The following is a 24,357-nucleotide window of genomic DNA, read 5'->3' as shown; positions in this document are numbered from 1 at the left end:
GCTGATAGCTCATGGCCGCACAACTCCGAGAACTCCGGTCGCGTATCAAGGCGACCAAGTCGATCGGCAAGATCACCAAGGCGATGGAGCTCATCGCCACCGCGCGCATCACCAAGGCGCGGGCGAAGGTCGCGGCGTCGCGGCCCTACGCGGACGAGATCACGAACGTGCTCTCCGCGTTGGCCAGCGCCTCGTCCAACCTCGACCACCCCTTGCTGGTCGAGCGCGCCGACCCGAAGCGCGCGGCGGTCCTCGTGATCACCAGCGACAAGGGTCAGTGCGGTGGGTACAACTCCAACGTGCTGAAGGCGACCGAGGAACTCCTCACGCTGCTGCGCAAGCAGGGCAAGGAGCCGGTGCTTTACGTGACCGGCAACAAAGGCCTGAGCTACTACCGGTTCCGTGGCCGCGAGGTGACCGAAAGCTGGACGGGGTTCTCCGACCAGCCCGGTTACGTCAACGCCTCGGGTGCCGGTGAGCTCATCGTCGAGTCGTTCCTGAACGGCGCCGACGACGAGGCAGGCAACGCCGACGGCATCCTCGGTGTCGACGAGATCCACGTCGTCTACACCGAGTTCGTCTCGATGCTCACCCAGCGTCCGGTCGCCAAGCGCGTCGCGCCGCTCGAGGTCGAGTACACCGAAGACGAAGAGGAGAAGCCCGAAGGCCTGCTCCCGAGCTACGAGTTCGAGCCCAACGCCGAAAAGCTGCTCTCCGCGTTGCTGCCGAAGTACATCAACACGCGGATCTTCGCGGCGATGCTCGAGTCGGCGGCATCCGAACTCGCGGCCCGCCGTACCGCGATGAAGGCGGCGTCGGACAACGCGAACGATCTGGTGGGCACGCTCACGCGGGAGATGAACCAGGCCCGTCAGGCGCAGATCACCCAGGAGATCTCCGAAATCGTCGGTGGCGCGAACGCGCTCACCGCAGCAGGAAGTGATGATTGATGACCAGTACTGAAACCCCGCGTGCCAAGGGGCGCATCGTGTCGGTGACCGGGCCGGTCGTCGACGTCGAGTTCCCGCGCGGTTCCGTGCCAGACCAGTTCAACGCGCTCAAGGTCGAGATCGAGTTCGAGCAGCTGCGCAAGACGGTGACCCTCGAGGTCGCCAGCCACCTCGGTGACAACCTCGTCCGCACCATTTCGCTCCAGCCGCAGGACGGCCTGGTGCGTGGTGCCGAGGTCACCGACACCGGCGGCCCCATCACGGTCCCGGTCGGCGACAAGGTCAAGGGCCACGTCTACAACGCGCTCGGCGAGTGCCTCGACGAGCCAGGCTACGGCGACGACCTCGAGCGCTGGGGCATCCACCGCAACCCGCCTTCCTTCGACCAGCTCGAAGGCAAGACGAAGATGCTGGAGACCGGCCTCAAGGTCGTTGACCTGCTGACCCCGTACGTCGAGGGCGGCAAGATCGGCCTGTTCGGCGGTGCCGGCGTCGGCAAGACGGTGCTCATCAAGGAGATGATCACCCGTGTCGCCCGGAACTTCGGTGGTACCTCGGTGTTCGCCGGTGTCGGCGAGCGCACCCGTGAGGGCAACGACCTCTTCCTGGAGATGTCCGAGGACGGCGTCATCAACGACACCGCCCTCGTCTTCGGTCAGATGGACGAGCCGCCGGGCACCCGTATGCGGGTCGCGCTGTCCGCGCTGACCATGGCGGAGTACTTCCGCGATGTGCAGAACCAGGACGTGCTGCTCTTCATCGACAACATCTTCCGGTTCACCCAGGCCGGTTCCGAGGTGTCGACCCTGCTGGGCCGGATGCCTTCGGCCGTGGGTTACCAGCCGACGCTGGCCGACGAGATGGGTCAGCTCCAGGAGCGGATCACCTCGACCCGTGGTCGTTCGATCACCTCGATGCAGGCGATCTACGTCCCCGCGGACGACTACACCGACCCGGCCCCGGCCGCGACGTTCGCCCACCTGGACGCCACCACCGAGCTTTCGCGTGGTGTCTTCCAGAAGGGCATCTTCCCGGCGGTGGACCCGCTGGCGTCGACGTCGACGATCCTCGACCCGGCCATCGTCGGTGAGGACCACTACCGCGTCGCCTCCGAGGTCATCCGGATCCTGCAGAAGTACAAGGAACTGCAGGACATCATCGCGATCCTCGGTATGGACGAGCTCTCGGAAGAGGACAAGCTCACCGTTCAGCGCGCGCGCCGCATCGAGCGGTTCCTGTCGCAGAACATGCTGGTCGCCGAGGCGTTCACGCAGATCCCGGGTTCGACCGTGCCGCTGTCGGAGACCATCGAGTCCTTCGACCGCATCACCAAGGGCGACTTCGACCACTACCCGGAGCAGGCGTTCCTGGGTATCGGTGGCCTCGAAGACCTCGAGAAGAAGTACAAGGAAATCACCAAGAAGTGATGTTCCGATGAGCGGCGGGATCAGTGTCTACTGTGGACGCTGGTCCCGTCGTTCGCATACAGGGAACTTCGACCATTACACTCGGTGCCAGCACCTGAGGTGAAGGGAAGCTACGTGGCTGAGATTTCTGTCGAGCTGGTAGCCGTCGAGCGCCGTCTCTGGTCCGGTACCGCCACGTTCGTGGTGGCCCAGACCACCGAGGGCGAGATCGGCATCATGGCCGGTCACGAGCCGGTTTTGGGCCAGCTCGTCGAGGGTGGCGTCGTGAAGGTGACGACGACGGACGGCGAGACCGTGACCGCCGCGGTGCACGGCGGGTTCCTGTCGGTCACCGCGACCGGCGTGAGCATCCTCGCCGAGAGCGCGGAACTTTCGCACGAGATCGACGTCGATGCGGCCAAGAAGGCGTTGAGCGGCGAAGACGAGCAAGAGCGGGCTAGGGCGACCGCCCAGCTTCGCGCGGCCGGTCAGTCAGTCTGACCGGGCGAAGGACAGGGGCCGGGCCGTGGAAATCGCCGTGGGTGTTCTCGGGGCCCTGACCATCCTGGCCGTCGTCGCGGCCTGGTATTCGTTGCGGTGGGTCCGGATGCGCCGCGGTGGTGGCGTGAGCGTCGCGCTGCGGTGGCGTCCGGACGAGGCGCGGTCCAGCTGGCATCTGGGGCTGGGCCGCTACGAAGGTGACGAGTTCGTCTGGTTCCGGGTGTGGAGCCTGCGGACCGGCCCGGACCGGGTGTTCCAACGGGCGAGTATGGAGATCGCGGACCGGCGCGATCCCTCCGGCACGGAGGCGTACGCCGTCCCCGACGGCTCGATCGTCCTGCGGTGTGAGTCCGCCACGCAGGAGGCGATCGAGATCGCGATGGGCCCCGGTGCCCTCACCGGCTTCCTCTCCTGGCTCGAGTCGGCCCCACCCGGCCGCCGCCTCCCGCGCGCCTCCTGATCACGCGTGTTCTCCGTCTGATCACGGGTCTTCTCCGTCTGATCACGTGAGTTCGCCATTCGGGCACGTCGTATGCTCGCGCCGTGACCATCGTCGACATCCCCGGTTCGAAGTCGATCACCGCCCGAGGCCTGTTCCTCGCGGCCGCCGCCCACGGCACGACCGTGTTGAGCAGGCCGCTGCGTTCGGATGACTCCGAGGGCTTCGCCGAGGGCCTGCTCAAGCTCGGCTATGAGGTTTCCCGTTCCTCCGACGAGTGGACGATCGACGGCAGGCCTGAGGGCCCCGCCGTCGACAGCGCCGACGTCTTCTGCCGCGACGGCGCCACCACCGCCCGTTTTCTCCCGGCACTGGCCGCCGCCGGTCACGGCACCTTCCGGTTCGACGCTTCCGAGCAGATGCGCGCCCGTCCGCTGGGGCCGCTCACCGACGCGCTGCTGGAACTGGGCGTCGACCTCACCTTCGAAGGCACGCCGGGCCACCACCCGCTGGTGGTGCGGGCCGCCGGGATCAAGGGCGGGGACCTGACGCTGGACGCCGGCCTGTCGTCGCAGTTCCTGACCGCGTTGCTGCTGGTCGGCCCGCTGACCACGGAGGGACTGCGGATCACCGTCACCGACCTCGTCTCGGTGCCCTACGTCGAGATCACCATCGCGATGATGCGGCGCTTCGGCGTCGAGGTCGTCCGGGAGGGTGACACGTTCATCGTGCCGCCCACGCCGTACCGGGCTTGCCACTACGAGATCGAGCCCGACGCTTCGACGTCGAGCTACTTCTTCGCCGCGGCGGCGTTGACCGGGCGTTCGGTGACGATCCCGGGTCTCGGCACCGGGGCCCTGCAAGGCGATTTGGGGTTCGTCGAGGTCCTGCGGCAGATGGGCGCGGACGTCGAGGTGGGCGCGGACGCGGTGACCGTGACCGGGACCGGCGGGCTGCGCGGCGTCACGGTGAACATGCGCGACATCTCCGACACCGTGCCGACACTCGCGGCCATCGCGCCGTTCGCGGACGGGCCGGTGCGGATCGAGGACGTCTACAACACGCGGATCAAGGAATGCGACCGGCTCGCGGCGTGCGAGGAGAACCTGCGCGCGATGGGTGTTCCGGTGGAGACCGGGCGGGACTGGATCGAGATCCAGCCCGCTTCGCCTTCGGGAGCGCTCGTGAAGTGCCGTCGGGATCATCGGATCGCGATGGCGTTCAGCGTCACGGGGCTGCGTACGCCGGGGATCACGTTGGACGACCCGGGGTGCGTGAAGAAGACCTTCCCGGGCTTCCACGACGCTCTTGCCGCGCTTCGGGCTTCCTGGGCACTGTGACCTCTCCGCCGCAATTAGTCCTCTAGTTGCGGTTGGGGAAGCGAAGCGAACATGAGATCGTCACCGACCGGCATTTCTACCGGGCTCCGGACGTGATCCCCGTCTATTCTCGGCGTATGACTCAGAGCGAGGACGCGAACCGCTGGAGCCACCTTCCCGAGTCCGTGTCCATGGAGGACACGATCACGATGAAGGCGATCGACCCGGGCAAAGACGGTACGCCCGACGTCGACCTCGAGCGCTATTGGGCGACACGGGAACAGGGCTGAACTCCACCCCGTCACACGATTCGGCACCTGCTTGCGGTACTTGCACACGCAACGATCGCAATCAGGTGCCGAATTGCGTCGTCAGGAGGCGCCGCCGGGCTGCCAAAGGATGTCGCCGTCCGGATTCGCCAGCCGCGACAGGATGAACAGCAGATCCGAAAGCCGGTTCAGGTACTTGATCGCCAGCTGATTGGTCGTGGCCTGTTCGGCCTCGTACAGCGCCCAGCCGGAGCGCTCGGCCCGGCGCGCGACCGTGCGGGCCTGGTGCAGGAACGCTGCCCCCGGGGTACCACCCGGCAGGATGAACGACGTCAGCTTCGGCACGCGCTCGTTGAACTCGTCGCACCAGCCTTCCAGCCGCTCGATGTACCGCTCGGTGATGCGCAGCGGCTCGTACGGCGGGTTTTCCACGATCGGCGCGCACAGATCCGCGCCGACGTCGAAGAGATCGTTCTGTATCCCACGCAGGACATCGGTGATTTCCCCGGAGAGACCGCCCATCGCGAGCGCGAGCCCGATGACGGAGTTGGCTTCGTCGACGTCGGCGTACGCGGCCAGCCGCGGCGACGTCTTCGGCACGCGCGAGCCGTCGCCGAGTGCCGTGGTGCCGTTGTCGCCGACCTTCGTGTAGACGCGGTTGATGCGAACGACCATGAAGCCGACTCTACCCGGCCCGGCGTAAGGCAAATCCGGGCGAGAGGGCATGATTGGCGCCCATGAGTGAGCACTTCGACGTGCACGGCGGAGCACGGCTGGTCGGCGAGGTCGACGTGGTCGGGGCGAAGAACAGCGTCCTGAAACTGATGGCCGCGGCCCTGCTGGCCGAGGGTACGACGACCATCACGAACTGCCCCCAGATCCTGGACGTCCCGCTGATGGGAGACGTCCTGCGCAGTGTCGGCTGCGACGTCGTCATCGACGGCGACACGGCCAAGATCACCACTCCGGCCGAGTTGTCGCATCGGGCCGATTCGGCCGCGATGGGCAAGCTGCGCGCGTCGGTGTGCGTGCTGGGCCCGCTGGTCGGACGGCTCAAGCAGGCCGTCGTGGCGCTGCCGGGCGGCGACGCGATCGGCTCCCGGCCGCTGGACATGCACCAGAACGGCCTGCGCAAGCTGGGCGCCACCAGCACCATCGAGCACGGCTGCGTCGTGGCGAAGGCCGACGGCCTGCGCGGCGCGCAGATCTGGCTGGACTTCCCGAGCGTCGGCGCCACCGAGAACATCCTGATGGCCGCCGTGCTCGCCGAGGGCACCACGGTCATCGACAACGCCGCGCGCGAGCCCGAGATCGTCGACATCTGCACGATGCTGATCGAAATGGGTGCGAAGGTCGAAGGTGCCGGCACCTCGACCCTCACCGTCGAGGGCGTCGAGAAGCTGCACCCCACCGAGCATCGTGTGATCGGCGACCGGATCGTGGGCGCGACCTGGGCGTTCGCCGCCGCGATGACCCGGGGCGACCTGACCGTCCGCGGGGTCAACCCGCACTACCTCGACCTGGTCCTGGACAAGCTCCGCCTGGCGGGTGCCGAGGTCGAGACGTTCGACGGCAAGGGTTTCCGCATCGTCCAGACCGAGCGCCCGAAGGCCGTCGACTGGGTGACGCTGCCGTACCCCGGCTTCGCGACCGACCTGCAGCCGTTCGCGGTGGCGCTGTCGGCGGTGTCCGAAGGCACCTCGATGATCACCGAGAACATCTACGAGGCCCGGTTCCGGTTCATCGAAGAGATGATGCGGCTCTCCGGCGACGCGCGCACCGACGGGCACCACGCCGTCGTCCGCGGCGTGGAGAAGCTCTCCAGCGCGCCGGTGTGGGCGGCGGACATCCGCGCCGGCGCCGGGCTGGTGCTGGCCGGGCTGTGCGCGGACGGCGTCACCGAGGTCTGGGACGTCTTCCACATCGACCGCGGCTATCCGCATTTCGTGGAGAACCTGAACCGGCTCGGCGCGCGGATCGACCGCGTTTCGGGCGAACCCGACCGGGCCTGATCAGACCGGTAGGTCACGTATCCCTGCGCCGCCGGGTTCCGGCGAAGACCACGGCACCGCCCGCTGTCAGCAGACCCAGCCCGGCCAGCAGCGCGGATTCGAGATCGAAACCGGTCTTGGCCAGCGAAGGGGAGCTCGCGTTGGCGACGTCGGCGCGGGGTGCGGCGGCCGCGGCGTGAGCCGCCACCGGCACGACCGCGGGCGCCATGACCTCGCCCCGCGGTAACCCGGGCGGGGGAGTCTCGACCGGCGGATTCGTGGCGGGCGGTGTCCGATCCGGCACGCAAGCCGTGTGCGCGGGGTTGCCGCGCCCGACGCCGTGGTTGCGGTCGCATTCGTAACCGGCGTTGGCGTCGGAGCCGCCGGGCAGCTGTCCGGGCGGGTTCTTGTTGTCCGCCTTGCCGACGCAACCCGCGCAGGGCTTCCCGGCCGCTTCGCCGCCGCCGTTGCCATTGCGGGACGGCGAACCGTCCCGCGTGGAGTCGTAGGGCCCGTGCTTGTTGGCGCCGCGCCCGGAGAAGTCCGCTTTGGACGGCGGCTGCGGTTTGGTGGTGTCCTGGGCATGGCCGGGAGGAGCGCCGCCGTTGCCGCGTTCGCCGGCGTCGGCGGGGCCAGCACCGAGAAGAACGAGGGAGAAGGCTGCTCCGGCGAAAACGCCGTAGGTCTTCTTGTTCATCGAAGCCTCCCTGGGTCGCGCCATTGCGACATATGGAGTATCGCGTAAACGGTCGAAGGGGTTACTCGAGCACGAGCGCGGCACCGAAACCGACCAGCGCGGTACCGGTGACGCCGTCGAGCGCGCGGCGGACCTTGCGTCGTTCCAACCAGGTCCGCACGCGGTGCACGAAGAACAGCAGCGTCATCAGCCAGATCGCGCCCAGCACCGCGACGGTGTAGGCGAGCAGCAACGCGTCCCACGCCGAGGTCGTCACGGGGTCGAGGAACTGCGGCAGCACCGACAGGTACAGCACCAGGACCTTCGGGTTGGTGATGTTGGACAGGAAGCCCTCGCGGAAGCGCCGGAATCCGCTCGCCCGCTGCTGCTTCACCGCCGCGACGCCGGAGTAGTCGCCCCGCCACGCACCGCGCAGCGCCTGGAAACCGAGGAAGACCAGGTAGGCGGCCCCGACCCACTTGAGCGTCACGAACACCGGCTGCGACTGCGCGATGACGACGCCGAGGCCGAGTGCGGCGGCGGAGCCCTGGACGGAGTTGGCCACGAAGATCCCGGCCGTCGCCAGCAGCCCGCCGCGGGTGCCGCCGGACAGCGAGTTCTTGAGCATCACCATCGTGTCCGGCCCCGGTGCGAGCACGATCAGGACGACGATGAGCAGATAGCTGCTGTACGAACTCCATGTCACGGTTGCCCACGCTAGATGCCGGACGCCGGCGAGTCTCGTGGATTTCGGTCACAGTCACGATTCCGGCGAAGCCCTGTTCAGCGAGAAGAAGCGGGCTTATCGTCCGCTCATGTCACTGGGGGATACGGGGCTATTGCCCGACGAACGCCTGATCTGGGAAGGCGCGCCGCGGCGCGTCCCGATCGTCGCGACGAGTGATCTGGCCGTCGTGCCGGGGTTGTTGTTCATCGGCTTCCTGCTCTACCCGGCGCCGCGGAATCCCGTGTCGAGGATCGTCTACGTGGTACCTGCGGTGATCCTGCTGCTTTGGATCGGCCAGGGGATCAAGCGGTACCTCCAGGCGCGGACGAGTTCGTTCGTCGTGACCGATCGACGCGTCGTGGTCCGGCGCAAGGGGGCCGACGTCCTGTCGCGGTCCCTGAGTGACCTGGGACCGCCGCGACTGGCGGAGCACGCGGGAGGAACCGGCACCATCACCTTCGACGATGGCTTTTCTCCCGGTTTCCTGGGCGGTGCGAGGAACCGTGACGCCGGGTCGGCGCTGCCGGAGCTGGTCGGCATCGAGGACGCGCGCCGCGTCCACGACCTGATCGCCACGGCGCGGCAAGGCGGCCGATAGGCCCGTTCGGCCTGGATGTACCCGACGAACGGACACTGTCGCCCGCCTCCCGGACGGGTAGTGTGCGATGCCATGCATGAGGGGCAGATCGACCTCCTTCCGGGTGAACGGGTCATCTGGGCCGGGACTCCGGTGCGAAGGCCCCTCTTCAACCCCGGTGACTACTTCAACGTCCCCTTCGGCCTGCTCTGGCTTGGCGCCGTCACGGTGTTCTTCTTCTACAACCACGAAACGGCGTTCCACACGGTCGCGTGGGTCGCGCTCACCGTCGCCGGCGTGTTCCATCTCGTCGGCAGGCCGCTCATCAGGTACCTCAGGCTCGCCTCGACCACCTACGCCGTGACGGACGGCCGGGTCATCGTGACCAGCTCACTGATGCGCCGCAGGGAGGAGTCCGCGGCACTGGCCGAACTGGCGGATCCCGTCGTCACGCCGGGGCCCGGCAAGACCGGGACGATCACGTTCGGCAGGCTCGGCGTGCTGGTGTGGGCGTCGGCGAACTTCGGCGCGGGCTCCGGTAAGGACCGCAAGCCACCGGTCATCCTTGTGGGTGTCAGCGAGGTGGCGAAGGTGCGGGAAAAGCTCGCTAAAGCCGTTGACGAGGCACGACAGCGCCAGGAGCCGACCGTCGGGAAATGACCCGACTGTGTCCGATTCAACTCGGCGAGCGATGTTACCGGCCGGTACACTCAGGCGGTCGTCCAGCGCCGGAGGTGCACCGTGCCCTATCCCACGGACCGTGAACGGGACCGCCCCTGGGTGATGCGGACCTACGCGGGCCACTCGTCCGCGGCCGCGTCCAACGAGCTCTACCGGCGCAACCTCGCCAAAGGCCAGACGGGCCTTTCCGTCGCCTTCGACCTGCCGACGCAGACCGGCTACGACCCGGATCACCAGCTGTCCAAGGGTGAGGTCGGCAAGGTCGGTGTCCCGATTTCGCACCTTGGTGACATGCGGCGGCTCTTCGACGGCATCCCGCTCGCCGAGGCCAACACGTCGATGACGATCAACGCGCCCGCCATGTGGCTGTTGGCGCTCTACGTCTCCGTGGCGCGCGAGCAGGCCGAAGCCGAGGGTCGCGACGTGGACGAGGTGCTGGCCAAACTCACCGGCACCACGCAGAACGACATCATCAAGGAATATCTCTCCCGCGGCACCTACATCTTCCCGCCGGGCCCGAGCCTCCGCCTGATCACCGACATGATCGCGTGGACCGTGCACCACGTGCCGAAGTGGAACCCGATCAACATCTGCAGCTACCACTCGCAGGAAGCCGGCGCGACGCCGACGCAAGAGGTCGCGTACGCGTTGTGCACCGCCATCGCGGTCCTCGACGCCGTCCGGGACTCCGGGCAGGTCGAGCAGGCCGACATGGCCAAGGTGGTCGCGCGGATCTCCTTCTTCGTCAACGCCGGTGTGCGTTTCGTCGAGGAGATGTCGAAGATGCGCGCGTTCACCGCGCTCTGGGACGAGATCACCCGGGATCGTTACGGTGTAACGGATCCGAAGGCGCGGCGGCTGCGCTACGGCGTGCAGGTCAACTCCCTTGGCCTGACCGAGGCCCAGCCGGAGAACAACGTCCAGCGCATCGTGCTGGAGATGCTCGCGGTCTCGCTTTCCCGTGGCGCCAGGGCCCGCGCGATCCAGTTGCCCGCCTGGAACGAGGCGCTCGGCCTGCCCCGGCCGTGGGATCAGCAGTGGGCGCTGCGGATGCAGCAGGTGCTCGCGTTCGAGACCGATCTGCTGGAGTACGAGGACATCTTCGACGGCTCGCACGTCATCCAGGCCAAGGTCGACGAGATCATGGCGGGCGCGCGCGAGGAGATCGCGCGGGTGCAGGATCTCGGTGGCGCTGTCGCGGCCGTCGAGAGCGGATACATGAAGTCGCAGCTCGTCGCCTCGCTCGCCGAATTGCGGCGTGGCATGGAGAACGGCGACCGGATCCTGGTCGGTGTCAACAAGTTCGAGACCACCGAGCCTTCACCGTTGCAAGCCGAAGGCGCCAAGGCGATCGAGACGATCGACCCGGCCGTCGAGAAGCAGGCCGTCACCGCGATCGAAGAATGGCGGGCGCGGCGCGACAACGCGGCAGCCGAGTCGTCGCTGGAGAAGCTGAAGGCCATCGCGAAGACCTCGGAGAACCTGTTCGAGGCCACCATCGACTGCGCCCGCGCCGGCGTCACCACCGGCGAATGGTCGGGGGCACTGCGCGAGGTGTTCGGCGAATACCGGGCTCCCACCGGGGTTTCCGCGTCGGCGGCCGCGGGCGAGGGCAACGCGGACATCCGCCGCGTACGTGACCGGGTCAAGACGACGAGTACCGAGATCGGCGAGCGGCTGCGGATCCTGGTCGGCAAACCTGGCCTCGACGGGCATTCCAACGGCGCCGAGCAGGTGGCCGTGCGGGCGCGCGACGTCGGTTTCGAGGTGGTGTACCAGGGCATCCGGCTCACGCCGGAACAGATCGTCGCGGCCGCCGTCCAGGAGGGCGTGCACGTGGTCGGGCTTTCGGTGCTCTCGGGTTCGCATCTCGAGGTCGTGCCGCAGGTCGTGGACGGGCTCCGGGCCGCGGGCGCGGGTGACATCCCGGTCATCGTCGGCGGCATCATCCCGCCCGACGACGAGAAGCTCCTGCTGGAACGCGGGATCGCGAAGGTGTTCACGCCGAAGGACTACGAACTCACCGACATCATGGACGGAATTGTCGGATTGGTGCGGGAGCGCCACGGCTTGAGCACGTAAAGTCACCGTAAATCTCGGTACCGTAACGGCGGCTGGCGAGGGAGTCACTCACATTGCCGGGGCAAAGGTACCCACCTACGTTTCGATTAAACCGATTAATCGAAAAGGGGTGCGGCTATGGCGCACGGCGAGTGGTCGAGGCGAGAATTCTTCCGGCGGTCGGCCGTTCTGGGGGCGGTGACGATCGGTGGTCCGGTGCTGCTGTCCGCATGCACGTCGACGACCTCCGGGAACGCGTTGGAGGCGGCGAGAAGCTCCAAGAAGATCAAGATCGGTATCGCGAACGAAGCTCCGTACGGTTTCACGGATCAAAGCGGCAAGGTGACCGGTGAGGCGCCGGAAGTCGCGCGTGCCGTCTTCAAGGCCATGGGCATCGACAACGTGGAAGCCGAAGCGGTCTCCTTCGATCAGTTGATCCCCGCGCTCAACGCCAGGAAGTACGACCTCGTGGCGGCCGGGATGAACATCAAGAAGGAGCGGTGCGACGCCGCCGCGTTCTCGATCCCCGACTACTCGGCGCTGACCGCCTTGCTGGTACCGAAGGGAAATCCGCAGCAGGTCCTGAAGTTCGAGGACATCGCCGCGAAGAAGGTCAAGGTCGCCGTGCTCTCCGCCGCCGTCGAGAAGGGCTACGCCACCGATGCCGGGGTGGCCGAGGACCAGATCGTCACCCTCGATTCGCAGGACAACATGCTCCGCGCGGTCACCGACGGACGGGTCTACTGCGCCGCGCTGACCGACATCTCCCTCAAGGACGTCCTGGCGAAGAACGCCGGCGCCGCCGCGGAAGTGACTCCTGGCTTCGATCCGATCAAGAACGGGCAGCCGGTCATCTCCGCCGGCGCGTTCGTCTTCCGCAAGGACGACAACCCGCTGCGCGAGGCGTTCAACGCCGAACTCAAGAAGCTGCACGACAGCGGTGAGTGGACCAAGATCGTGACGCCGTTCGGGTTCTCGGCGGACAACCTGCCGAAGGCCGACGTCACCACCGAGAAACTCTGCGCGGTGTAACGGGGCTGACGTCATGTCGTCGTCGGTATCGCATATCATCACGTCCGTCCTCAGTGGACTGACAGCGACCGTCACCGCCGCGCTCGGCGGAATCGCCGTCACCATCGTGCTCTCGTTGATCGCGGGCCTCGCGCTCCGATCGCCGTCCAGGATCGTGCGGGGGATTTCCCGGGTCTACGTGGAGATCTTCCGCGGCACCTCGGAGGTCGTCCAGCTGTTCTGGCTGTACTTCGTCCTGCCGGTACTGGTGGGCTTCCAGCTGGTCCCGATGTTCGCCGGGATTCTGGTGCTCGGGCTGAATCACGGCGCGTACGGCGCGGAGATCGTCCGCGGCGCGGTGAATTCCGTTCCGCGAGCGCAGTTCGAAGGCGCTGTCGCGCTCAACCTGACGCCCGCTCAGCGGATGCGGCGGGTGATCCTGCCGCAGGCGTTCGTGGAAATGCTGCCACCGTTCAACAACCTGTTCATCCAGTTGCTGAAGAGCACCGCCCTGCTCTCGTTCATCGCCGTTCCGGAGATGGCGCGGCAAGGTGAACTGCTGCGGCCGGTGTTCGGTTCCGAGATCGGCTGGATCTACGGCACCGAACTCGTGCTCTACCTCCTGATCGCCTTGCTGATCACCAGTGGGATGCGGGCGCTGGAGCGGATCGCGGCGCGGCGCCTCGGCAGGGCTCCGGCGAAGATGACGGCTACGGCGGGGGGTGTCTGATGGACTGGAGCTGGGAAGCGGCGTTCGACTCGATTCCTTTGCTACTGAAGGGTTTGCTCGTCACCGTCGAGATCACCCTGCTCGCCTCCGCCGTCGCCTACGCGCTCGGGCTGGTGTTCGCGCTGATCCGACGCACGGGGATTCCCGTGCTGTCGCAGGCGGTCACGCTGTTCATCGAGTTCGTCCGCAGCACTCCGTTGCTGATCCAGGTGTTCGCGATCTACTACCTGGTTCCGCCGCTGACGGGGTTCGCGATGTCGGCGTTCGTCACCGGTGTCGTGGCGCTCGGCGTGCATTACGCGACCTACTCGGCCGAGGTCTACCGCGCCGGGATCGAGGCTGTCCCGAAAGGACAGTGGGAGGCCGCGACCGCGCTGAACCTGCCGCGGTCTCGAGTGTGGACGGCCGTGGTCCTGCCGCAGGCGGTCCCTCGGGTACTGCCCGCGCTCGGCAACTACACGATCTCGTTGTTCAAGGAGACCCCACTGCTCGTGGGGATCGGCGTCCTCGACGTGCTCAACAGGGCGAAAGAGGTCGGCGCCGAAACGTTCCGCGTCATCGAGCCGTACACCCTGGCCGGGGTGCTGTTCTTGCTGGTGAGCCTGCCGGCGTCGATTCTGGTGAGAAGGTTGGAGCGTCGTGCCGCCCACAGTTGATTCCCCGATGATCCGGTTCTCGCAGGTGGTCAAGTCCTACGGTGACCACGTCGTGCTGCGGGACCTCGATTTCACCGTCGCGCCGGGGGAGTTCGTCTCGCTGATCGGGCCGAGCGGGTCCGGGAAGACGACGATCCTGCGGCTGCTGATGACCCTGGAGCGGGTCGACGGCGGCACCATCGAGGTCTGCGGTGACTATCTCAGCCATATGAAGCGCGGCGAGAAACTGGTGCCCGCCGACGAGAAGTACCTGCGGGCCGTGCGCAAGCGGATCGGCATGGTGTTCCAGCAGTTCAACCTTTTCCCGAACATGAACGTGCTGCGCAACATCACCGAGGCACCGATCCATTCACTCGGCGTCGCCCGCGGCGAGGCCGAGGCACGAGCCGTCGAACTGCTGGAGATGGTCGGGCTTTCGGACAAGAAGGACGCGCATCCCACGCGGCTTTCCGGCGGCCAGCAGCAGCGCGTCGCGATCGCACGGGCGCTCGCGATGCGGCCGGACGTGCTGCTGCTGGACGAGGTCACCTCGGCGCTGGACCCGGAACTGGTCGCGGACGTCCTGCGTGTGCTGCGCGAGATCGCCGCGTCGACGGACATCACGATCCTGTGCGTCACGCACGAGATGCAGTTCGCGCGGGACGTTTCGGACCGGGTGATGATGTTCGACCAGGGACAGGTGCTGGAGGACGCCGCGCCGGAGAAGTTGTTCAACGATCCCGATCACGACCGGACGCGGCGGTTCCTCAAGGCGGTGATCGACCGCGCTTGAGGCGTCGGTACAGGGGGGTCGTGAGTGGCGTTTCGGTTTCTCTTGAGGGTAAGGCGAAGGTGGCGTGTTACGTGCTCGTCCGGGTGCTGATCTGGGTGTCGCGAAAGCCACTTTCGGGACATCAGATGTCCCGAAAGTGGCTTTCGCGACATGCCCGGTGCGGGTGGTGTGGTCACGAAGGTCCGGCGACCGACAACACGTTTGTCTACCCCTCAATAGCCCGAAACGCCACTCGCGACCGAGGCGACCCACGGCGCTCCCAAGACCTCAGAGACTCCCGAGGATCTCTTTGGTCGAGGTGACCGTGGCGAACCCGCCACCGTGCAGGTTCGTCGCGGTCGCCCTGGACAGCTCGTCGGCGGTGAGGACGCTCCCGTCCGGCCCGGCGAGGTCGAAGGTGAACGTGGCGTCCAGCGCGAAAGTGACGTCGTAACCGAGGTTCCCGCCGACGCGCACGGTGGTTTCGCAGCAGAAGTTCGTCTGGATGCCGGCGAGCACGAACGACGTGATGCCGCGTGTCTTCAGCCAGCCGTCGAGGTCGATGTCGCCGTGGAAGGCCGAGTTGACCTTCTTGCCGAACACCAGATCCGCGCGCACGCCGTCGAGTTCGGGCTTGAAGTGGTTGCCCTCCTGTCCCGGCTGTAGCGACGAGCCGGGTTTGACCGAGTCGTGGTGTACGAGCACGATCGGCAGCCCGCGCTCCTGGTAGGCGTCGACGAGCGCCTTGATGTTGGCTTCCGCGCCGGGGTTGTTGCGTGGTCCCCAGACCGGCTTGTCGAAGCCGCGCTGAACGTCGATCACGAGCAGGGCCTTGGTGTTCTCAGTGGTCATGGCTTCGAGTTTCCCGCGTTCCGCGGCCGGACGGGAGTGGCAGAAGAAGCGCGATACGGTACTTTTCTGCCATGCGCATCGTGGGCGTTCTCCTTCTGCCGGGCAGCCGGGCGTTCGACCTGGGCGTGATCGGCGAGGTCTGGGGCGTGGACCGGACCGACAGCGGCATCGGCCCGTTCGAGGTCCGCCTGTGTTCGCCGGGCCGGACGCCGGTCGCCAGTCATCCGTTCGGGTCGCTCGGGGCGACTCACGGGCTCAGCGGACTCGATGGCTGCGATCTCGTCCTCGTGCCCGGCCGGGTCGATCCGCATGCCGAGGTGCCCGCTGCCGCCGTCGCCGCGCTGCGCAAGGCGCACCGGGCCGGGGTCACCGTGGCGTCGCTGTGTTCCGGGGCCTTCACCCTGGCCGCGGCCGGGCTGCTCGACGGCCGTTCGGTCACCACGCACTGGCGGCTGCTGGACGACCTGGAAACCGCCGCTCGCGACGCCGTCGTCCAGCGGGACGTCCTGTTCACCGACGAGGGTGACGTGCTGACGTCCGCCGGGGTGGTCGGCGGCCTCGACCTGTGCCTGCACCTGGTGCGGCGCGATCACGGCGCGGAGGTCGCGGCCGCGCTCGCCCGTCGTCTCGTGATGCCGCCCGCGCGGGAAGGCGGGCAGCGTCAGTACGTCGACAACCCGTTGCCGCCCAAGCCGTCACGGCCGAGTGTTTCGTCCACAATGGACTGGGCGCTGGAGCGGATCGCCGACGACATCGGCGTCGACGACCTCGTCGGCCACGCCGGGCTGAGCGAGCGGACCTTCCATCGCGAGTTCGCGGCGGCCACCGGGGTGACGCCGGGGCGATGGCTGCGCGCGCAGCGGGTGCGGCTCGCGCGGCGGCTGCTGGAGACGACCGAGCTGCCGGTCGAGCGGGTCGCGCAGCGGTCCGGGCTCGGCACCGCCGCCAACCTGCGGCGACGGCTGCGGGCCGACGTCGGCGTCGGGCCCGATTCGTATCGCCGGACGTTCCGGTCGGTTACCGTCGAAGCATGGCCGAGTACGAGCACATCCTCGTGAAACGTGACGGCGACACCGTCACCATCACCATGAACCGCGCCGCGCGGCGGAACTCGCTGTCGGCGGACCACCTCGCCGAACTGCTCGCGGCGTTCCACGAGGCGGGGGAGACCGACGCCACCGGGATCGTCCTGGCCGGCGCCGGACCGGTGTTCTCGGCGGGACACGACTTCGGCGACGTGGCCGCGCGCGACCTTACGGGCGTGCGCGAGCTGCTGCGGCTGTGCACGGACCTGATGGGCACGATGCAGTCGGTCCCGCAGGTCGTCGTCGCGCGGGTGCACGGCCTCGCGACCGCGGCGGGCTGCCAGCTGGTGGCCACCTGCGACCTCGCCGTCGCCGCCGAATCCGCCGGATTCGCGCTGCCCGGTGGCAAGGGCGGCTGGTTCTGTCACACCCCCGCGGTGCCGGTGGCCCGGTCGATCGGGCGGAAACGGCTGATGGAACTGGCGCTCACCGGCGACGTCGTCGACGCGGCGACCGCGCTGGACTGGGGCCTGGTGAACCGCGTGGTCCCGGACGATTCGCTGGACGACGCCGTCGCTTCGCTGCTGGAGCGCGCGACGCGGGGCAGCCGGGCGAGCAAGGCGCTGGGGAAGCAGACCCTCTACGCGCAGCTGGACCGGCCTGAAGCCGACGCCTACGCGCTGGCGCTGGAGGTCATGGCCTCGGCGTCGCAGCTGCCCGGGGCGCGGGAGGGGATGGCGGCCTTCCTGGAGAAGCGTTCCCCGGTCTGGCCCGACTGACCCGGCGCCTGGATGAGATGAACGGGGCTTTCATTGCAAAATTTGCACTGAAAGCCCCGTTCATCTCATCCGGAAACGCGTTCGCGCAGCAGCAGGAGCGTGTAGGCGGCCAGCGTCTGCGCGTCGGTGATGTCACCCGTGGTGATCATCTTCTCGAACTCGTCGCGCTCGAACCATGCCGTCCGCATGTCCTGCTCCTCGATCTCACGCTGGGTTTCACCCTGTGTGAGATCCGTGGCGAGGAACACGCGCCCGCGCTGGCTCGACGTACCGGGGGCGACGTCGGTCCGGCCGAGGTCGGTCATCGATCCCGCGATCAGCCCGGTCTCCTCGCGCAGTTCGCGAGCGGCGAGTTCGAGCGGCGGGACGTCGGCCCGGTTGGGCGCGGTGCCCATCGGGAACTCCCAGCGCCGCAGCCCGATCGGATAGCGGAACTGCTCGACCAGGTGAAACCTGGCGCCGTCGAAAGGGATCACTATGGCGCAGGTCGGTTTGTCGACGACGGCGTAGATCCCTTCGGAACCATCGAGCCGCCGCACGGTGTCCTCGCGCAGGGTCATCCAGTTGTTCCGGTACACCTCGCGCGAGCTGACACGCTGAATGGGGTCCATGCGACCAGTATCGCGATGCTTGTCCTACCCTCGCGGGGTGCGCTTAGTGATCGCTCGCTGCCAGGTCGACTACGCCGGCCGTCTGACCGCCCATCTGCCGATGGCCACCCGCCTGTTGCTGGTGAAGGCCGACGGCTCCGTGTCCGTGCACTCGGACGACCGCGCCTACAAGCCGCTGAACTGGATGAGCCCGCCGTGCTGGCTGATCGAGGACGGCAAGCTGTGGATCGTCGAGAACAAGCAGGGGGAGAAGCTCGTCATCACGATCGACGAGATCTTCCACGACCACGCCCAGGAACTCGGCGCGGAGCCGGGCCTGCAGAAGGACGGCGTCGAGGCGCACCTGCAGGAACTGCTCGCCGAGCACATCAAGACCCTCGGTGACGGCTACACCCTGGTGCGGCGGGAGTTCCCGACCGCGATCGGGCCGGTCGACATCATGGCGCGTGACTCCTCGGGTGGCAGCGTCGCCGTGGAGATCAAACGGCGCGGCGAGATCGACGGCGTCGAGCAGTTGACGCGGTACCTCGAACTGCTCAACCGCGACCCGCTGCTGGCGCCGGTGCAGGGCGTCTTCGCGGCGCAGATCATCAAACCGCAGGCGCGAGTGCTGGCCGAGGACCGGGGGATCCGGTGCCTCACCCTGGACTACGACGCGCTGCGAGGCATCGAGTCGGACGAGTTCCGCCTCTTCTGACCCTTCCCTCTCGCAATTCGTCCTCTGGTTGCGGTAGTTGCACGCGCAACGACCGCAACTAGAGGACTACTTGCGTTGGGTTGCGGTGCGGAGAAGAGCGGGTCGTGTCCCCAATGCGGCATTGGAGACGCTCAGCGCCCCCAATGCCGCATTGGGAGCGCCGAAGCCCGGGACCACGCAAGTAGTCGGCTACTTGCGGCCGGGACGAAGGCGAAGCCGTGTGCACCCAATGCGGCATTGGGGGCACTCGCATCCAGCCGCCACTCAGGGCGACCCGGATCGGCGACTGCCCGCCCACCCACCACCCTCGTGATTCGTCCTCTGGTTGCGGTAGTTGCGCGCGCAACCACCGCAACCAGAGGACGAATCGCGAGAGGGGGCGCGGTGAACAGCCGATATCCAATCGAGTCCTGCGTTTTGTATCTGCATTCTTTCCTGCACCACGGAATGCCCTAAAGGGCGGCGGGAAATTAACGAACTCGGCTACTTCGGCAAAAGAACCAGCTATTTCTGGGTCATTCGGGTGAACGGCGGATTCCTCGGTCTCGCGCTGTGTCACACTCGATTTCCGCGAGGGGTACCACCGACATAGGGAGACCCGCGGGGTGCAGGGGTGATAACCGTGGCTGATTCCGAAAAGCGTGTCGACCTGGTGCTGGAAGGCGGCGGCGTCAAAGGTATCGGGTTGCTCGGCGCGGTGCTGGAGTTGCACGAAGCCGGTTACTCGTTCCCCCGGATCGCCGGGACGAGCGCGGGCGCGATCGTCGCGACGCTGGTCGCCGCTTATCAGAAGGCCGGGAAAGATCTCAGTGGCCTGGAAGCGGTGATGAACGACCTGGACTGCCGCCGGTTCCAGGATCAGTCCCTGCTCGACAAGGTCACCGGCGTGATCGGCGACGGTGTCGACTTGATCTTGCACGACGGGATGCACTCCGGTGACTATCTCGCCGAATGGCTCGCGCCGTTGCTGGACGAGGTCGGCGTGCGTACTTTCGCCGATCTCGCCATCGAGGATCCCGAAGGTACTTTGCTTCCCTATCAACGGTATTCCCTCGTCGTCCACGTCAGCGACCTGACCCGCCGCGCGCTCGTCCGGTTGCCTTGGGATTATTCCCAGTACGGCCACGATCCTGGCACGGCAAAGATCGTCGACGCCGTTCGCGCGTCGATGTCCATTCCGCTCTACTTCCGGCCGGTGCAGTTCGACGTCCGCCCGGAGGGCGCCGTCACCTGGGTCGACGGCGGTCTGCTGTCGAACTTCCCGATCACCGTCTTCGACCGGACCGATGCGAAGCCCGCGCGCTGGCCGACCTGGGGCATCAAGCTTTCCGGGGAACCTGTTGGCGGCAAGGACGAACCGGTGAAGAGCGCGTTGCGGATCGCCATCGGTTCGCTCGAAACCCTGATGTCGGACTGGAATCGTTACCGGTTGCACGAGGAAGGTGTGAACCGGCGGACGGTGTACGTCGACACGACCGGAGTCTCCGCCGTCGACTTCGGGCTCGGCGAAGAGGCGAAGAAGCACCTCTTCGAAAACGGGCGGGAGGCCGCGCGGCGGTTTCTGGAAAAGATTGTGCCGAAGTGAACTCGCCGGCGGTATTCCGGTGGGATGAGGGATAGGAGGATCCCATGCGTTATCGCCCGATCGGCAGTGATCCCGCGGATGGCCGCCTCGGCCGGTTCGTCCCGGACGACTGGCGCCACGTCGAGCGCTATCCGCTGACCGCGCTGGCAACGGAGGACCGGCCGACGAGGTCGCCGGTCGTCATCGGTGTCAACTGGTACAAGGAATTCGACGTCCCGGAAAAGGACGAGAAGTCCGGCGAGTTCTTCGTCGCGAAGGGCGGCGCCAAATCGCTCACCCGGATCCGCGGCGGGCACTGCGTCTGCCTCGAACCCGGCGAATCGACCGATGGCGACACCCAGTACGCCTTCTACGACCAGGGCAAGGAGGGCGCCTGCGTCGGTTTCGGCTGGTCGCGCTGCATGACGTTGTTCAACGGCGACCTCTACGGCGCGCGGTGGCTGTGGGACCAGTCGAAGTTGCGCGACGAATGGGACGAGACCAATCCCGGTGACAACAACGGCACGTCCGTCCGCGCGGCGGCCGAGGTCCTGCTCGAACTGGGCCATGTCCAGTGGGCGGAGAGCTATGCCGACGACGACCACGTCAAGCGGGCCGCCTACACGCCGGACGTCAAGAACGGCATCCAGGCCTACCGTTGGGCGAAGACCGTCGAAGAGGTCCACGAAGTACTGGGCAACCCGCGCGCCGACGAACTCGGCGCGGTGCCGTTCCTCAACTCGTGGGGCTCGGGCTACCCGCACCGCACGTTCATGCCGGATGACGTCCTCGCCCGGTTGATCAAGGAGGACGGCGAAGTCGGCCTGCCCACGGACCGGTAAACCCCCGCCGGTCGCGGGAAAGGGCCGTTCCTGACCGGAGCGGCCCTTTTTCGCGTGGCACTCACCGGACAAGAATTGTCAAGAACAGCCCCAAAACAGACACTTCAGGGCGGTCGCCCGCCACCCACGCTGCCGTTGCTGAATCCATGCAGTATGGTCCGCGATTGACGCGATACCGGCGTTTCTCGTGGACATTTTCACTATGGAGGTGGGTCGGTTGCACGTGCTGGCCGATGCGAACCTGCGGCTCGACGCGAGTCCTATCGACTACGTCCTGCTTGCCTTCTATTTCGCACTGGTGCTCGGCATCGGGTACATGGCGCGAAAGTCGGTCTCGAGCAGCCTGGACTTCTTCCTCTCCGGCCGTTCGCTGCCCGCCTGGGTCACCGGCCTCGCCTTCATCTCGGCGAACCTCGGCGCGGTCGAGATCATGGGTATGTCGGCCAACGGCGTGCTCTACGGCCTCCCGACCTTCCACTACTTCTGGATCGGCGCGATCCCGGCGATGCTGTTCCTCGGCATCGTGATGATGCCGTTCTATTACGGCTCGAAGGTCCGCAGTGTCCCGGAGTTCATGCTCCGCCGGTTCGGCAAACCCGCCCACCTGGTGAACGGCATCAGCTTCGCGAGCGCGCAGATCCTCATCGCCGGCGCGAACCTGTTCCTGCTCGCCAGCGTGGTGAACCTCCTGCTCGGCTGGCCGCTGTGGGTGTCGATCATCGTCGCGGCCGCGGTCGTGCTCTCCTACACCGCGCTCGGCGGCCTCTCCGCCGCGATCTACAACGAGGTCTTGCAGTTCTTCGTGATCGTCGCGGCGTTGCTGCCGCTGACCATCGTCGGCCTGGTGAAGGTCGGCGGCTGGCAGGGCCTGGTCGACAAGGTCACCGCCAGCCCCGGTGGCGACGCGCAGCTGTCCTCTTGGCCGGGTGACAACCTCACCGGCTTCGGCAACAGCTTCCTCTCGATCCTCGGTCTCGTCTTCGGCCTCGGTTTCGTGTTGTCGTTCGGTTACTGGACCACGAACTTCGTCGAGGTCCAGCGCGCCATGGCGTCGAAGAGCATGTCGGCCGCGCGGCGGACGCCGATCATCGGCGCGTTCCCGAAGATGTTCATCCCGTTCATCGTGATCATCCCCGGCATGATCGCCGCGGTCACCGTGTCCGAGTACGTCCAGGACAAGCAGGTCCTGCTCGACGGTGGCGAAGCACCCAGCGGCGTCACCGCGAACAACGCGATCCTGCTGCTGATGCGCGACCTGCTGCCCAACGGCATGCTCGGTGTCGCGATCGCCGGTCTGCTCGCCTCGTTCATGGCCGGGATGGCGGCGAACCTGAGTTCGTTCAACACCGTCTTCACCTATGACATCTGGCAGTCGTACGTGAAGAAGAACGAGTCCGACGGCTACTACCTCCGTCTCGGCCGTCTTGTCACCGCGGCGGGCACGGTGCTGGCGATCGGCACCGCGTTCATCGCGTCGAACTCCGGGAACATCCTGACCTATCTGCAGGACCTGTTCTCCTTCTTCAACGCGCCGCTGTTCGCCACCTTCATCCTCGGCATGTTCTGGAAGCGGATGACGGCGACGGCGGGCTGGGTCGGCCTCGTGTCCGGTACCGCGTCCGCGATCACCGTGTGGCTCCTGTCGCAGGCCGGGGTCCTCGGCCTCACCGGGCAGGGCGTCAGCTTCGTGGCCGCCGGTACGGCGTTCGCCGTCGACATCGTGGTCAGCGTCGCGGTTTCGCTCGCCACCGCGCCGAAGCCGGAAGCCCAGCTGGTCGGCCTCGTGTACTCCCTCACCCCGAAGGAGTCGCTGAAGCACGACGAAACCGGTGACGACGCGGGCTGGTACCGCAAGCCGGGCCTGCTCGCGGGCATCGTGCTGATCCTGACCATCGTGCTCAACATCATCTTCTAGGAGGCCGGAGATGGCTGCGTCCCAAGCTCCCAAGAAGGCCGGCGTCTTCGACATCCGGCTGATCATCGCCCTGCTCATCGGCGGCTACGGCCTGGTGCTCACGATCATGGGCATCGGCTTCACCACCGAAGAGGAGCTGGCCAAGGCCGCCGGCGTCAGGATCAACCTGTGGGCGGGCATCGGCATGCTGGTGTTCGCGGCGTTGTTCGTGCTGTGGGCGAAGCTGCGGCCCATCGTGGTGCCGCCCACGCCCGAAACCGGCGAGGACGGCGAATAGCCGGGTTGTCCGGACAGCGGCGCGGCGCTCCGGCTACCGTGCACTTCGTGCTGCTCAACGCTCGACGTCGCCGGATCGCGTCCGTGCTGGCCCTCGTGGCCGCGCTCGGCGTGCTTTCCGCCTGCGGTCAGAACCTCGGCAAGTCCAACTTCGCCCGTACCACCGTCGCCGCCGAAGCGGGCAGCGGTGGAGAGGTGCCGAGCGGGAACATCAACGACCCGGCCGTCACCCCCGCGGTGATGCGCACGATCGACCCGTGCCCGCTGGTGAACAAGGACGTGCTGAGCAGTCTGGGCACCCCGGAGGACCCGGTGCCGGGGTCCGTCTCGTTCGGCAGCTGCCGGGCGAAGGTCGTCGACGCCGGCGGCAAGAAGCTTTCCGTCAGTGTCGACATCGGCGCGTCGACCTACTTGTCCGACACCGGTGGTGCCGTCGTCTCGGCGGTGGAGGGCCTGCCGCAGGTGGAGCGGAAGGCCAAGGACGGCAAGAGCTGCGACGTCGGTGTCCTGACGCTGCGCCAGCCCGAGCGCGGGGTGAACTTCTCGGTCAACTACGACGGCGGCGACCCCTGCACGGCGGCCCGCGCGGTGGCGGCGAAGGCCGTGAAGAGCCTGCACTCGTCCCCGGCGAAGTTCCCCTCCAGCGCGGGCACGCTCACCGCGGTCGACCCGTGCACCGCCGCCGACGCCGCCGTCCTCGGCGAGGTGGTGCCGCACGGCGCGACCTCGCTGTCGAGCTTCCACTCGTGTGACTGGACGCCGGGTTCCAACCCGCGGATCTCCATCGGCTTCCGTCCCGGCCTCCCGCCGCAGGAACGCGACGGGACCAAGAAGGTCGAGATCGACGGCGTCACCGTCTACCAGAAGGTCGGAAGTGGCAACGACGCCGAGTGCAAGATCGAGTGGCAGCACAAGCCGTGGATCGACGACGACGTCGAGCTCGTCAGCGTGATCTACAAGAACTACGACGAGAAGAAGGACGAAACCGCGTCCTGCGAGAAGGCGGCCAAGATCGCCAAATCGGTGATCTCGAAGCTCCCGAAGCCCTGAC

Annotated in this window: 27 protein-coding genes; 22 read left to right on the top strand and 5 right to left on the bottom strand. The window is 67.1% G+C overall.

Annotated features, from left to right (window positions below):
• Positions 1-11 precede the first annotated feature (11 nt).
• From ACLARN_RS25090 to ACLARN_RS25065, 6 genes are all read left to right on the top strand, one after another.
• Positions 12-950 (top strand): F0F1 ATP synthase subunit gamma, encoded by a 939-nt coding sequence (locus ACLARN_RS25090; RefSeq protein ID WP_409493894.1) that lies wholly within the window; start codon positions 12-14, stop codon positions 948-950.
• Positions 950-2,377 (top strand): F0F1 ATP synthase subunit beta, encoded by a 1,428-nt coding sequence (atpD, locus tag ACLARN_RS25085; RefSeq protein ID WP_076162418.1) that lies wholly within the window; start codon positions 950-952, stop codon positions 2,375-2,377. Before ACLARN_RS25090 ends, atpD begins: the two co-directional genes overlap by 1 nt.
• A gap of 114 nt (positions 2,378-2,491) precedes the next feature.
• Entirely contained in the window at positions 2,492-2,857 is a 366-nt protein-coding gene (locus ACLARN_RS25080) for a F0F1 ATP synthase subunit epsilon (RefSeq protein WP_007028324.1), read from the top strand.
• Between the two features lie 25 nt (positions 2,858-2,882).
• The gene (locus ACLARN_RS25075) at positions 2,883-3,317 is read left to right on the top strand and encodes a DUF2550 domain-containing protein (RefSeq protein WP_076162420.1); all 435 of its coding nucleotides are present in this window, start codon (positions 2,883-2,885) and stop codon (positions 3,315-3,317) included.
• An 83-nt stretch (positions 3,318-3,400) separates the two neighbouring features.
• The gene (gene aroA, locus ACLARN_RS25070; RefSeq protein WP_409493893.1) at positions 3,401-4,636 is read left to right on the top strand and encodes a 3-phosphoshikimate 1-carboxyvinyltransferase; all 1,236 of its coding nucleotides are present in this window, start codon (positions 3,401-3,403) and stop codon (positions 4,634-4,636) included.
• Positions 4,637-4,752: 116 nt separating this feature from the next.
• The gene (locus ACLARN_RS25065) at positions 4,753-4,905 is read left to right on the top strand and encodes a hypothetical protein (protein ID WP_409493892.1); all 153 of its coding nucleotides are present in this window, start codon (positions 4,753-4,755) and stop codon (positions 4,903-4,905) included.
• 81 nt (positions 4,906-4,986) lie between these two features.
• Here ACLARN_RS25065 and ACLARN_RS25060 read toward each other — a convergent pair whose 3' ends face one another.
• Positions 4,987-5,559: a cob(I)yrinic acid a,c-diamide adenosyltransferase gene (locus tag ACLARN_RS25060; protein WP_409493891.1), complete on the bottom strand. Its 573-nt coding sequence runs from the start codon at positions 5,557-5,559 to the stop codon at positions 4,987-4,989.
• 62 nt (positions 5,560-5,621) lie between these two features.
• On the opposite strand from ACLARN_RS25060, the gene murA reads away from it, so the two are divergent.
• Positions 5,622-6,896, top strand: a complete 1,275-nt coding sequence (gene murA / locus ACLARN_RS25055) for a UDP-N-acetylglucosamine 1-carboxyvinyltransferase (RefSeq protein ID WP_409493890.1) — start codon at positions 5,622-5,624, stop codon at positions 6,894-6,896.
• A gap of 13 nt (positions 6,897-6,909) precedes the next feature.
• On the opposite strand, the gene ACLARN_RS25050 is transcribed toward murA, so the two are convergent.
• Both ACLARN_RS25050 and ACLARN_RS25045 read right to left on the bottom strand, forming a co-directional pair.
• Entirely contained in the window at positions 6,910-7,572 is a 663-nt protein-coding gene (locus tag ACLARN_RS25050; RefSeq protein WP_409493889.1) for an LPXTG cell wall anchor domain-containing protein, read from the bottom strand.
• 61 nt (positions 7,573-7,633) lie between these two features.
• A complete protein-coding gene (locus ACLARN_RS25045) occupies positions 7,634-8,257 on the bottom strand; it encodes a LysE family translocator (RefSeq protein WP_409493888.1) in 624 nt (207 codons plus the stop codon).
• Positions 8,258-8,366: 109 nt separating this feature from the next.
• Between ACLARN_RS25045 and ACLARN_RS25040 the strand changes: the two genes are divergently transcribed.
• From ACLARN_RS25040 to ehuA, 7 genes are all read left to right on the top strand, one after another.
• Positions 8,367-8,876: a hypothetical protein gene (locus ACLARN_RS25040; RefSeq protein ID WP_409493887.1), complete on the top strand. Its 510-nt coding sequence runs from the start codon at positions 8,367-8,369 to the stop codon at positions 8,874-8,876.
• 72 nt (positions 8,877-8,948) lie between these two features.
• Positions 8,949-9,515 carry a hypothetical protein gene (locus tag ACLARN_RS25035; protein WP_409493886.1) on the top strand — a complete coding sequence of 189 codons (567 nt, stop codon included), beginning with the start codon at positions 8,949-8,951 and terminating at the stop codon, positions 9,513-9,515.
• An 81-nt stretch (positions 9,516-9,596) separates the two neighbouring features.
• Complete coding sequence (locus ACLARN_RS25030; protein ID WP_409493885.1) at positions 9,597-11,618, top strand: protein meaA; 2,022 nt, start codon at positions 9,597-9,599, stop codon at positions 11,616-11,618.
• A gap of 117 nt (positions 11,619-11,735) precedes the next feature.
• Positions 11,736-12,629, top strand: coding sequence for an ectoine/hydroxyectoine ABC transporter substrate-binding protein EhuB (gene ehuB, locus ACLARN_RS25025; protein WP_409493884.1), 894 nt, complete (start codon positions 11,736-11,738; stop codon positions 12,627-12,629).
• A 13-nt stretch (positions 12,630-12,642) separates the two neighbouring features.
• Positions 12,643-13,338: an ectoine/hydroxyectoine ABC transporter permease subunit EhuC gene (gene ehuC, locus ACLARN_RS25020; RefSeq protein WP_409493883.1), complete on the top strand. Its 696-nt coding sequence runs from the start codon at positions 12,643-12,645 to the stop codon at positions 13,336-13,338.
• Positions 13,338-13,994, top strand: a complete 657-nt coding sequence (gene ehuD / locus ACLARN_RS25015) for an ectoine/hydroxyectoine ABC transporter permease subunit EhuD (RefSeq protein WP_409493882.1) — start codon at positions 13,338-13,340, stop codon at positions 13,992-13,994. The genes ehuC and ehuD overlap by 1 nt, the downstream gene beginning before the upstream one ends.
• A gap of 7 nt (positions 13,995-14,001) precedes the next feature.
• Positions 14,002-14,766 carry an ectoine/hydroxyectoine ABC transporter ATP-binding protein EhuA gene (gene ehuA / locus ACLARN_RS25010; protein ID WP_409493942.1) on the top strand — a complete coding sequence of 255 codons (765 nt, stop codon included), beginning with the start codon at positions 14,002-14,004 and terminating at the stop codon, positions 14,764-14,766.
• Between the two features lie 267 nt (positions 14,767-15,033).
• Here ehuA and ACLARN_RS25005 read toward each other — a convergent pair whose 3' ends face one another.
• Positions 15,034-15,597: a cysteine hydrolase family protein gene (locus tag ACLARN_RS25005; protein ID WP_409493881.1), complete on the bottom strand. Its 564-nt coding sequence runs from the start codon at positions 15,595-15,597 to the stop codon at positions 15,034-15,036.
• 71 nt (positions 15,598-15,668) lie between these two features.
• Between ACLARN_RS25005 and ACLARN_RS25000 the strand changes: the two genes are divergently transcribed.
• Positions 15,669-16,655: a GlxA family transcriptional regulator gene (locus ACLARN_RS25000; RefSeq protein ID WP_409493880.1), complete on the top strand. Its 987-nt coding sequence runs from the start codon at positions 15,669-15,671 to the stop codon at positions 16,653-16,655.
• Complete coding sequence (locus tag ACLARN_RS24995) at positions 16,628-17,401, top strand: enoyl-CoA hydratase-related protein (protein ID WP_409493879.1); 774 nt, start codon at positions 16,628-16,630, stop codon at positions 17,399-17,401. The genes ACLARN_RS25000 and ACLARN_RS24995 overlap by 28 nt, the downstream gene beginning before the upstream one ends.
• A 65-nt stretch (positions 17,402-17,466) precedes the next feature.
• Here ACLARN_RS24995 and ACLARN_RS24990 read toward each other — a convergent pair whose 3' ends face one another.
• Complete coding sequence (locus tag ACLARN_RS24990) at positions 17,467-18,012, bottom strand: NUDIX domain-containing protein (RefSeq protein ID WP_409493878.1); 546 nt, start codon at positions 18,010-18,012, stop codon at positions 17,467-17,469.
• 37 nt (positions 18,013-18,049) lie between these two features.
• Here ACLARN_RS24990 and nucS point away from each other — a divergent pair, with 37 nt between their 5' ends.
• The 6 genes from nucS (at position 18,050) to ACLARN_RS24960 (ending at position 24,356) form a co-directional block, all read left to right on the top strand.
• The gene (gene nucS / locus ACLARN_RS24985) at positions 18,050-18,709 is read left to right on the top strand and encodes an endonuclease NucS (RefSeq protein WP_409493877.1); all 660 of its coding nucleotides are present in this window, start codon (positions 18,050-18,052) and stop codon (positions 18,707-18,709) included.
• Positions 18,710-19,331: 622 nt separating this feature from the next.
• A complete protein-coding gene (locus ACLARN_RS24980; RefSeq protein ID WP_409493876.1) occupies positions 19,332-20,294 on the top strand; it encodes a patatin-like phospholipase family protein in 963 nt (320 codons plus the stop codon).
• A gap of 44 nt (positions 20,295-20,338) precedes the next feature.
• Complete coding sequence (locus ACLARN_RS24975; protein WP_409493875.1) at positions 20,339-21,115, top strand: hypothetical protein; 777 nt, start codon at positions 20,339-20,341, stop codon at positions 21,113-21,115.
• A gap of 217 nt (positions 21,116-21,332) precedes the next feature.
• A complete protein-coding gene (locus ACLARN_RS24970) occupies positions 21,333-23,030 on the top strand; it encodes a sodium:solute symporter family protein (RefSeq protein ID WP_409493941.1) in 1,698 nt (565 codons plus the stop codon).
• 10 nt (positions 23,031-23,040) lie between these two features.
• On the top strand, positions 23,041-23,307 hold the full coding sequence (locus ACLARN_RS24965) for a hypothetical protein (protein WP_409493874.1): 267 nt from the start codon (positions 23,041-23,043) through the stop codon (positions 23,305-23,307).
• Positions 23,308-23,354: 47 nt separating this feature from the next.
• Positions 23,355-24,356 (top strand): DUF3558 domain-containing protein, encoded by a 1,002-nt coding sequence (locus ACLARN_RS24960; protein WP_409493873.1) that lies wholly within the window; start codon positions 23,355-23,357, stop codon positions 24,354-24,356.
• Position 24,357 lies beyond the last annotated feature (1 nt).

The organism is Amycolatopsis sp. cmx-11-12 (assembly GCF_046269425.1).
Taxonomy (GTDB): Bacteria; Actinomycetota; Actinomycetes; order Mycobacteriales; family Pseudonocardiaceae; genus Amycolatopsis.
This window is presented reverse-complemented; position numbering and strand designations above follow the sequence as displayed.